Annotated in this window: 9 protein-coding genes; 1 reads left to right on the plus strand and 8 read right to left on the minus strand. The window is 61.7% G+C overall.

Annotated features, from left to right (window positions below):
- The 8 genes from dnaJ to gpr all read right to left on the minus strand — a co-directional run.
- Positions 1 to 881: molecular chaperone DnaJ (gene dnaJ / locus NUW23_08475; GenBank protein ID MCR4426204.1), on the minus strand; the 881-nt coding region annotated here is incomplete at its 3' end.
- A gap of 47 nt (positions 882 to 928) precedes the next feature.
- Complete coding sequence (gene hrcA / locus NUW23_08480) at positions 929 to 1,990, minus strand: heat-inducible transcriptional repressor HrcA (GenBank protein MCR4426205.1); 1,062 nt, start codon at positions 1,988 to 1,990, stop codon at positions 929 to 931.
- Positions 1,991 to 2,193: 203 nt separating this feature from the next.
- On the minus strand, positions 2,194 to 3,288 hold the full coding sequence (gene hemW, locus NUW23_08485; protein MCR4426206.1) for a radical SAM family heme chaperone HemW: 1,095 nt from the start codon (positions 3,286 to 3,288) through the stop codon (positions 2,194 to 2,196).
- 16 nt (positions 3,289 to 3,304) lie between these two features.
- Positions 3,305 to 5,107 (minus strand): translation elongation factor 4, encoded by a 1,803-nt coding sequence (gene lepA / locus NUW23_08490; protein MCR4426207.1) that lies wholly within the window; start codon positions 5,105 to 5,107, stop codon positions 3,305 to 3,307.
- Between the two features lie 48 nt (positions 5,108 to 5,155).
- The gene (locus NUW23_08495; protein ID MCR4426208.1) at positions 5,156 to 5,566 is read right to left on the minus strand and encodes a hypothetical protein; all 411 of its coding nucleotides are present in this window, start codon (positions 5,564 to 5,566) and stop codon (positions 5,156 to 5,158) included.
- A gap of 4 nt (positions 5,567 to 5,570) precedes the next feature.
- Entirely contained in the window at positions 5,571 to 5,813 is a 243-nt protein-coding gene (locus NUW23_08500; protein ID MCR4426209.1) for a hypothetical protein, read from the minus strand.
- Positions 5,814 to 5,820: 7 nt separating this feature from the next.
- A complete protein-coding gene (locus NUW23_08505) occupies positions 5,821 to 7,236 on the minus strand; it encodes a stage II sporulation protein P (GenBank protein MCR4426210.1) in 1,416 nt (471 codons plus the stop codon).
- Between the two features lie 138 nt (positions 7,237 to 7,374).
- Complete coding sequence (gene gpr, locus NUW23_08510; GenBank protein MCR4426211.1) at positions 7,375 to 8,439, minus strand: GPR endopeptidase; 1,065 nt, start codon at positions 8,437 to 8,439, stop codon at positions 7,375 to 7,377.
- Positions 8,440 to 8,577: 138 nt separating this feature from the next.
- Between gpr and rpsT the strand changes: the two genes are divergently transcribed.
- Positions 8,578 to 8,853: a 30S ribosomal protein S20 gene (gene rpsT / locus NUW23_08515; protein ID MCR4426212.1), complete on the plus strand. Its 276-nt coding sequence runs from the start codon at positions 8,578 to 8,580 to the stop codon at positions 8,851 to 8,853.
- Positions 8,854 to 9,061 lie beyond the last annotated feature (208 nt).

Here is a 9,061-nt window from a genome sequence, read left to right on the forward strand (position 1 = left end):
CCGCTCTGAGTGCCTTCGGGTATCCTGAGTCGGCTCTCGCCGTCGATTGTCGGGACAGTAATCTCGTCCCCCAGGGCCGCCTGGGTAAAGGACAACGGCACCTCCGTGCCAAGGTCGTTGCCGTTCCGCTCGAACACTTCGTGGGGACGGACGGTGATGTAGATGTAGAGGTCACCCGAAGGTCCGCCGCGCACCCCGCTCTCACCCTCGCCCCTCACGCGAAGCTTGGCGCCTGTATCCACACCCGGCGGAATCTCAACGGTTACGCTGGCAACTCTGCGCACTCTGCCCGCACCAGCGCACCCCGGACACGGAGTCTCGATGATTGTCCCCTCTCCTCTGCACCTAGGGCAGGTTTCCACTCTTGAGAACCTCAGGAACGACGTGGAACTCACCGTCTGAACCTGGCCCCTCCCATGACATGTGGGGCAGGTTCTTGGCTCAGTCCCGGGCTTCGCGCCGCTTCCCCCACACTTTTCGCAGGCCGTGAGCCTCTCGACCTTGATGGTCCTCTCGAGCCCCGAGGCGGCCTCCTCAAGTTCAATTTCCAGATCGTAGCGGAGATCTGCACCTCTCACGGGCCCCACCCGCGCACCGCCGCCGAACGGGCTCTCCCCGAAGAATGCCTCGAAGATGCTCCCGAACGGGTCGAACCCGGTGAAGTCCCTGGCATCGAACCCGCCGGGCACACCATTCAGCTTGTGCCCGAACTGGTCGTACCGCGCACGCTTCTCTGGGTCCGACAACACCTCGTAGGCCTCGTTTATCTCCTTGAAGAGCTGCTCCGCGGAAGGGTCACCCGGGTTCACGTCGGGGTGGTACTTCCGCGCAAGCCTGCGATAGGCTTTCTTTATGTCGTCTTCGCTCGCGTTCTTCTCCACGCCGAGCACTTCATAGTAATCGCGTCTGCCCGTAGCTAAACACCGCCTCAGACCCGAGCCTTCCTCATGCTCATCCTGGTCAGAAGGTCCGAAAGCCCTTCAGCCATGAAACTAACAAGAGCCATCGCCCCCGCGTAGTCCATGCGGGTGGGGCCTATGACCCCGATGGTCCCGAGGGACCTGCCCCCAATGCCGTAGGAGGCGCTCACCACGCTACAACCCTTGAGCTCATCGCGGGCGTTCTCCGAACCGATCCTGACGCTGGGCCCGCTCGGCCCGCCCTTCGCGATACCAGAGAAAAGTCCAAGCACGAGATCGTCGGATCCGAGGAACCCCAGCACCGGCTTGGCCCTCTCGATCTCCCTGAACTCCGGCTGCGTGAGCAACTCCGTCAACCCGTCCGTGTAGACTCGTTCCTGGTCAGACACGCTGACCGCAGACAAGAGCAACTCCACCGTGCTTTCGATGAAGGATGCGTAGGCGGTGAGATCAGCCTGTACCTCCCGGAGGAGTCTGCCTCGCATCTGGCTCAGAGATGCACCCCGTAGCCGCTTGTTAAGTATCCCTGAGATCCGGTCCAGGTCCGATGCGGTCAGCGCATGTTCTATCGAGATGAGCTTGTGCTCAACCAGACCAGCCGTGGTAACGACCAGGACCAGCACGCTGTCGCTATTCACGGGCACAAGTTGGATGTGGCGGATTTCCGCCTCCCGCGCCGCGGGGGCCACCACCACGGACGCACATTTCGAGAGATCCCCGAGCACCTTGGCAGTGGCCTTGATCAGGGACTGGATCTCATCCCGGCGCTTCTCATACTCAGCCCTGATGCGTTTCTCCTCGAACCCGGACAGACCCCTCTCGCTCATCAGGGCGTCCACGTAGAACCGGTAACCTTTATCCGAAGGGACCCTCCCCGCGGAGGCATGGGGCTGCTCGAGATACCCTTCTTCTTCGAGATCGGCCATCTCGTTTCGTATCGTCGCTGGGCTTATGCCCAGGCCGTACCTACGGGCGATAGTTCTCGATCCAACGGGCTCGGCGGTGGAGATGTAGTCGTCAGCAACAGCGCGCAGGATTGCGCGCTTCCGCTCTTCCATGACCTTCTCCAAGACCATCACCGCCCTTCAGGTTACATTTCGAGTCCAGTACCCAATTCAGAATGATCTAATCTTTCCCGAGTGCTTTAGCACTCGTATGAGACGAGTGCTAATGTGAACATATCATCCAGCGTTGGTGGTGTCAAGGCTGCGAAACGACGAGGTAGCGGCCATCGAGACCCGGAAAGCTGACCAGAGCAGCCCGCAGGTTGGCTTTACACAAACTCCTGAAAGACCCGATTCCCCAGGAGAAATCCTTTCTCCGTGAGAGCGACCCTTCCCTGTGCCCTGGTGACGAGTCCGGCCTCGACGAGCGCACGCACCACGTGTCCGAACCCTTCCAGGTCCTCCTCAGCTACACCCTGTCGTGTCCTCAGGCCCAGGATTATCCGGTCTATTCTCTCTCCGTCGGCGCCCATGATCTCGCGGCCAGCCACGGGGATCTCTCCACTTCCCACACGCCGCGCGTATTCGTCCGGGTCGGAGGTGTTCCACACTCTCTCGCCATCTGCGGCGAAGTGTGAGTGGGCGGCCACGCCCAACCCCAAATAGCTCGAATTCCTCCAGTAGCCCATGTTGTGGCGGCATTCGTGCCCCGGCAGCGCGAAGTTCGACACCTCGTACCGCACATAACCCCGAGCGCGCGACTCTCTTACGAATGACTCATACATGTCTGCAGTTTCGTCCTCATCCGGTAGCCGCAAGACGCCTCTGGCCAACGCTTCAGCCAATGGCGTTCTATCCTCCACCGCAAGCATGTAGGCCGAGATATGCTCCGGGCGCAGCGCGAACACCCGCTCATAAGTGGCCTGGAACGAACTCTGAGTCTGGCCGGGGACTCCAATCATCAGATCGACGTTTATGTCAGAGAACCCTGCTTTTCGGGCGGCCCGAAACGCACTCGTGTTCTCACACGTCCGGTGGATTCGGCCCAGGGCGGCCAGTTCAGAGCCGTTCATGGACTGGAACCCCAAGGAAAGCCTGGTCACGCCCGCAGCGAGTAGCGCCCGGGCGTACTGTTCATCCAGAGTGCCCGGGTTTGCCTCGACTGTCACTTCGGCGACAGCGTGACCTTTCAGGGCCGAGGTGAGGCCCTGTATGATCCGACAGAGTACGCTCTCGGGGATGCAGGTGGGAGTGCCGCCACCCACATACAACGTAGCAACCGGCGCCACTCTGACGAGATCCCCGCGGCGGAGATTGAGTTCCGCAAGGAGAGCGTCAGCATAGGCAGCAGGGTCTCTCCCCTCCATGGGGTAGGACGCAAAATCGCAGTAGGCGCATTTCCGCACACAGAAGGGGATGTGCACATAAACCCCACCAGGCTCACTCATCTTCGCTTTCGAGCACAGCCATGAATGCTTCCTGGGGGATCTCCACGTGCCCGAACTGTTTCATCCTCCGCTTGCCCTCTTTCTGCTTCTCAAGCAGCTTTCGTTTTCTGGTAACGTCCCCTCCGTAGCACTTGGCCAGGACGTCTTTTCTCGCCGCCCGCACGGTTTCCCGCGCTATTACCCTGGCACCCACCGCTGCCTGCAGGGGTATGTCAAATAGCTGCCTGGGGATTAGCTTGCGCAGGCGTTCGATCACGAGCCGGCCGCGTCTTTCCGCATAGTCCCGATGAACGATGACAGATAGTGCATCGACGGGCCGCCCGTTCACCAGGATGTCCACCTTGACAAGATCAGATGGTCGCATCTCCAGGTACTCGTAGTCGAAAGACGCGTACCCTTTCGTCCTCGACTTGAGCTTGTCGAAGAAGTCGTACAGTATCTCGGACAACGGGATGTCGTATGTCGCCCTTACCCTTGTGGGCGTAACGAAATCGAGGCTGTGGACAATTCCCCTTCGCTCAGTCGCAAGTTCCATCACCGGGCCAATGAAGTCCGACGGGACGTAGACCTGCGCCCTCACGTAAGGCTCCCGGATCTCCTCGATTTCTCCAGCCGGAGGTAGGTTCGCCGGGTTGTCGACAAGAAACGTCTCCCCGTTGGTCCTGGTGACGTCGTAGACAACAGAAGGCGCGGTGGTTATGAGATCAAGGCCGTACTCACGCTCGAGCCTCTCCTCGACTATGTCCATGTGCAACAACCCCAAGAAGCCGCACCTGAAGCCGAAACCAAGGGCCGACGATGACTCAGGCTCGAAAGTTATGGAAGCATCGTTGAGTTGTAGTTTCTCGAGCGCGTCCCGGAGATCTCCATATGCCCCGGTGTCAGCCGGGTACATCCCCGAGAATACCATGGGTGTGACACGCCTGTACCCCGGAAGCGGCGTCGGAGCAGGGTCAGCTGCCAGGGTTATTGTGTCACCCACTGCGGCGTCCCGCACCTGCCTGATCTGAGCAGCGAGGAATCCTACCTCCCCCGGCCCCAGCTCTGCAGCGGGTTCCATCTCGGGGCGGAACACACCGACGTCTGTCACGTCGTATTCCTTGCCAGATCCCATGATCCGGATCCGCGAGCCTTGTCTGACGCGGCCCTCCATTACCCTAACGTAGATGATTACGCCACGGTAAGGATCGAAATGTGAATCGAAGATCAGCGCACGAAGCGGGCCCTGAGCATCCCCTGCTGGCGGCGGGATCCTGTCCACAATTGCTTCGAGAACTGACGAGACCCCCTGTCCAGTCTTGGCACTGACCATCAGAACCTCGGAAGGTTTTGCACCCAGGAGGTCTACGAGTTCCTCGCGGACCCGCTCGGGTTCGGCGTTCGGGAGGTCTATCTTGTTCACCACAGGGATGATCTCGAGGCCCGCGTCGATCGCAAGGTACAGGTTGGCAAGTGTCTGCGCCTCGACGCCTTGGGATGCGTCCACCACCAGAACAGCCCCCTCGCACGCAGCGAGGGATCGTGACACTTCGTAGGTGAAGTCGACGTGCCCGGGGGTATCGATCAGGTTCAATACGTAGGACTCCCCATCCGCCGCCCGGTGCTCGATTCGCACAGGCTTGAGCTTGATGGTGATACCCCTCTCGCGCTCGAGTTCCATCCTGTCGAGGACCTGCTCCACCATCTCCCGGCGATCCAGGGCCCCCGTGAGCTCAAGGATGCGGTCAGCGAGAGTCGATTTCCCGTGGTCGATATGGGCTACTATGGAGAAGTTTCGGATGGCGCTCTGGTTCATCTCATACCTCATCCGCCGGAGACGTCCGGCTGTGGAAGTCAGAGATGATTATACCACACCGAGCGCCATGGCAAGCGCCGAGGCCCCCACTGCGGCCTGCACCAGGAAAGCAGCGGGGCCTCGCATCTTCCCGTGAGGAAGAAAGCCTGAGTGGGTCGGGAATACTCCGGTGACGTTTCCGCCGGAGAGGTGGGACAGGACGACCTCGACATCGGGCAGGACTGCCCCGATCGTCCCGGCGACGGCCGCCCGGGACCCGAACCCCGAATTCCAGCACCCCGCAATCAGGACGGCCGCTGTAACAATATCGAGAACCGCCCAAGCTGGCTTCTGGTAGTCCGAGTGAGGGACCATGTCGAGGGCGCAGTGGCTCACAAGCCCAAGTGCGAAGGCGAGCGCGGGGTCCCTCGTGACCCGCGCCGCACACGCACCGAGGCAGGCGTGGACTGTGGCAGTCATGTCATCACTGCTCCGGGCCCAGATTCTTGGAGTCTTCCATCTCGATTCTGAACGCTCTCCCGAATACCTCCACCCGGAGCGCGCCCTTCTCCGGGACTGAGATGGTTGCAGGAGACCATGGCCGAGCCGCCCCGGCCATCCGGGAGGCTGCCGTACCAGCCGCCGCAACCCCCACCGCTACGAAGGCCGCGAGGGACACAAGCCCAACAATGAGGACTACCAGCTCCAGTATGGTGTGCCTTGCCATTCTAGCCTCAGAGGATGTTCACGAGCGCCCTTGCCACGAGTCGCGCGGAACGCTCGGCCTCCTCCCGGGTGTTGTCAGTCCCTCCGATCTCGATTATGATAGCTCGGTCGTGGACGTGCTGGTTAAACCGCGAGTGGGAGTAGCGCGCAACGCCACGCGACACTCCAGGGTACAACCGGTCCAGCTCAGCATCGAGCTTGAGTGCGAATTGGTAGTTCTTCCGCCAGTTCGGATGGGCAAGCGCGGAACTCTCTTCAGTGACAACGATCAACACACGCGCCACTTTCTTCCCGTCTACCGTCGTCGTGCGCAGCCTCTCCAGGTTTGCGGGGAGGGAGTCACGGTGTATGTCGACGATTGTCTCCAGCGACGGATACGCCCCCACCAGGTACTTCATGGTGACCAGAGAATTCACATAGCTCTTGCTCCAGTCAGGATAGTCATGGATCTTGGTGGAATGCACGGTGCTTGTGCCGAACGCGCGCGATAGCTCATCCGCCATGACGGCTCCCACCGCGATCACGCCCTCGCTCTTTCCCCAGCAGTAGTCGGCTCCCCAGCTCTTCCGGTACGCCTCGGAGCTATGTGTGTGGAGTATGGCGACCCTAGGCTTGGTCCCCGACATCGACAGGTTGTCGGACACGCGCCGCATCGCAAGAGCGGTGGGCGCCTCCGGCCGCGCCTGATCTCGCTGTTTCGCTGGGGCGGGAGCCGGTGACGGAGACGAAGGGGAACGGCTTTCGGGTTCCCCAATCGTCACACCGGACTCAGGGCGTTCCTCTGGGGCCCTGGCGAGTGTCTCCGCCCGTGATGACGCCTGGACAAGCGCCTCCTCCGTCGCTCCGTTGCTCCCACTGTCGCCCGTGCGCAGGACCTCTTTCCCCTTGTCGGCCCCTCCGCCTCCTGATGCTGACGCAGATCCTGCCCGCTGTACCTGCCAGGGCGCCTCCACAGGCAACGTCCCCTCACGTAGCTCGGCGAAGACCCGTGCGTCCGACGACCGTGCCGGGTAGGATTCCAGGCGTGCGGGGCGAACGATGGCGGGGAGTTCCGCCCGCACGAACGTCCTCGGGTCCTCTGGGTCTAGCCCGCCCATCGCTCCCATGGCCGCTCGGAGCGCCCGTGCCGCCAGTCCGCCCATATCCCGGTCCCCCGGGGGCATCTCCCTGGTCGAGTCAGACCGGTCGCTTGCGGTCCCGGAACTCCTCGGCCTCACAAACGCCCCGAGCCGGGAGATGATCCGGGACAGGAGAGAACCGGTGGATTCCACAGTCTCGTCCGCCCGCCCCGCACCCGAAATGGCGGGCACAACCTGAGCCTGTTCCTTCCTGGGAAGGCCAACGATCAGGCCGACTGACACCAGTATCATGACCAGGTAAAGAAGGGCCAGGTTTCGAAAGGCCGAAAGGTCGCGACGGCCCAACCGCCGCGCCCTCCGAAAGGGCCTGGGGCGTTGGCGCCTCGCCCGTTTCCAGGCGTTCACTTGCATCACCGCCCCCCAAAGCTGGCATATGCCTCTTTTCAGCTCTATGCGGGCGGCCTTGTGCTTATTCCGCCGCAGTCACTGCAAGTACTGGTATATCTCGTTCTCCTCTATCGCCGGATGCAGGGCGTAGTTTATGCCCCCGGCGACCACGTCCGATAGCTCCTTGACCAGCACATCCACTTCCTTCGGCGTAACCACCAGGGTGCCGAAATACGGCTGAAGAACCTGAGACACTACTTGCTGCGCCTGGCGGGGCGGGCCATCCTCTGGCAGCCTGGGTTGCTGAACAGCAACGCCGGGAGCTTGCCCGCGCTGCAGTATGTCCAGGGCATCTCCGACTATGGTCAAAGCGTGTACCACAGTGGGGACACCGATGGCTATCACCGGGACCCCCATAGCCTGGCGCGTGATCCCGAACCTCTTGTTCCCGATGCCCGACCCGGGCTGGATGCCACTATCCCCCAGCTGAACGGTGGTGCCCAGCCTGGAGACGTTTCGGGAGGCAAGTGCGTCTACCACGATGATCAGGTTTGGGCGTACTCGAGAGACAACTCCACCCACAATCTCTGCGGTCTCGATTCCTGTCAAGCCCAGGACTCCCGGGGAGATCGCCGCCACGGAACGCAGCCCGCCTCGCTTCTCAGGAGGAGTCATGGAGTGCACATGCCTGGTGACCATCACTTTCCCAACCACCATCGGGCCGATCGCATCTGGGGTAGCGTTCCAGTTCCCGAGACCGCACACGAGCGTAGTGAAGTCTTCCAGGGCCCGGAAGTCCGCCCCGAAGTTGGCGTTGATCATGTTCACCAGTTCCCGGGCGAGCCCATCTGCAACCTGCTTCTGAAGTTCCCTGTCGTGCAGCGGAAGGTCGGGAGCATCGATCGTTACGTAGTTGCCTGGAGCCTTCCCGAGGGCTCGTCCGGCCTCCTCGGTCATGATGCGTACCCTGGTTACGGACCCGAAGTCCTGGGGCTCAGTCTGGGAAACAACGCCCCGAACCTCGGCACCGGCGGCACCGGATGCGATCTGATGGGCTTCAACCGCGAGGTCGGTCCTGAGCACACCGGACTCTTCCTGCGGTGAGGTCTCGGCCGCCGGGGCAGTCCTCCATTTCATCCCGAAACCCCGTGTCCATTCCATTTCCGACTCCCCCCAAGAGACCATCGATTAGCCGTAGTCTCCCCCAGTGCAGATAGGTTCATCAATGCTTGCATTCCCAAGGTGTGCGTGGTAGAATCAGAACCGCGCAGTCGGACAGTCGGAGGAGGTGACATGCTGGTGCCGAACATCAAGTCAGCCAAGAAGCGCGTGAGGACGTCCAGAGTTCGGGCCCTTAGGAACGCGTCCGTCAAGTCCTTCGTCAAGACGGCGGTCCGGAGGTGCAACGAGGCCCTCGCCGAGCAGGGTGCCGATGGCGCGACTCAGCAGCTCAACCGGGCAATGAGCGCGATCGACCGCGCGGCGAAGAAGGGCGTCATCCACAAGAACCAGGCTTCGAGGCGCAAGTCCCGGCTCGCCCGGAAGGCGAACGCCGCCCGCGCCGCCGCCGAATAATCGAAAGGCCGAAGGCTCCACATCAGGTGCTCAGACTCGCCTACTTGACCGGTCGTGGGCTGGAAAGTAGGCTTGTGTCTTCTGTGGGCGGCGTGGGGCTCACGACCAGACTGCCCGATCCCCTTTCTCACCTGTCCTCCCGAGGCACAGATCTGATACAAGGATATCCATCGCGACATCATCCGGCATGGTCCCGGACTTGATCTCC

Source organism: Bacillota bacterium, from assembly GCA_024655925.1.
Lineage (GTDB): Bacteria > Bacillota > DTU025 > DTU025 > JANLFS01 > JANLFS01.

Excerpts from the sequence above, each read along its gene's own strand:
- gpr (MCR4426211.1), bottom strand. The coding sequence starts at position 8,439 with ATGGAATGGACACGGGGTTTCGGGATGAAATGGAGGACTGCCCCGGCG.
- NUW23_08500 (MCR4426209.1), bottom strand. The coding sequence starts at position 5,813 with ATGGCAAGGCACACCATACTGGAGCTGGTAGTCCTCATTGTTGGGCTT.
- lepA (MCR4426207.1), bottom strand. The coding sequence starts at position 5,107 with ATGAACCAGAGCGCCATCCGAAACTTCTCCATAGTAGCCCATATCGAC.
- NUW23_08495 (MCR4426208.1), bottom strand. The coding sequence starts at position 5,566 with ATGACTGCCACAGTCCACGCCTGCCTCGGTGCGTGTGCGGCGCGGGTC.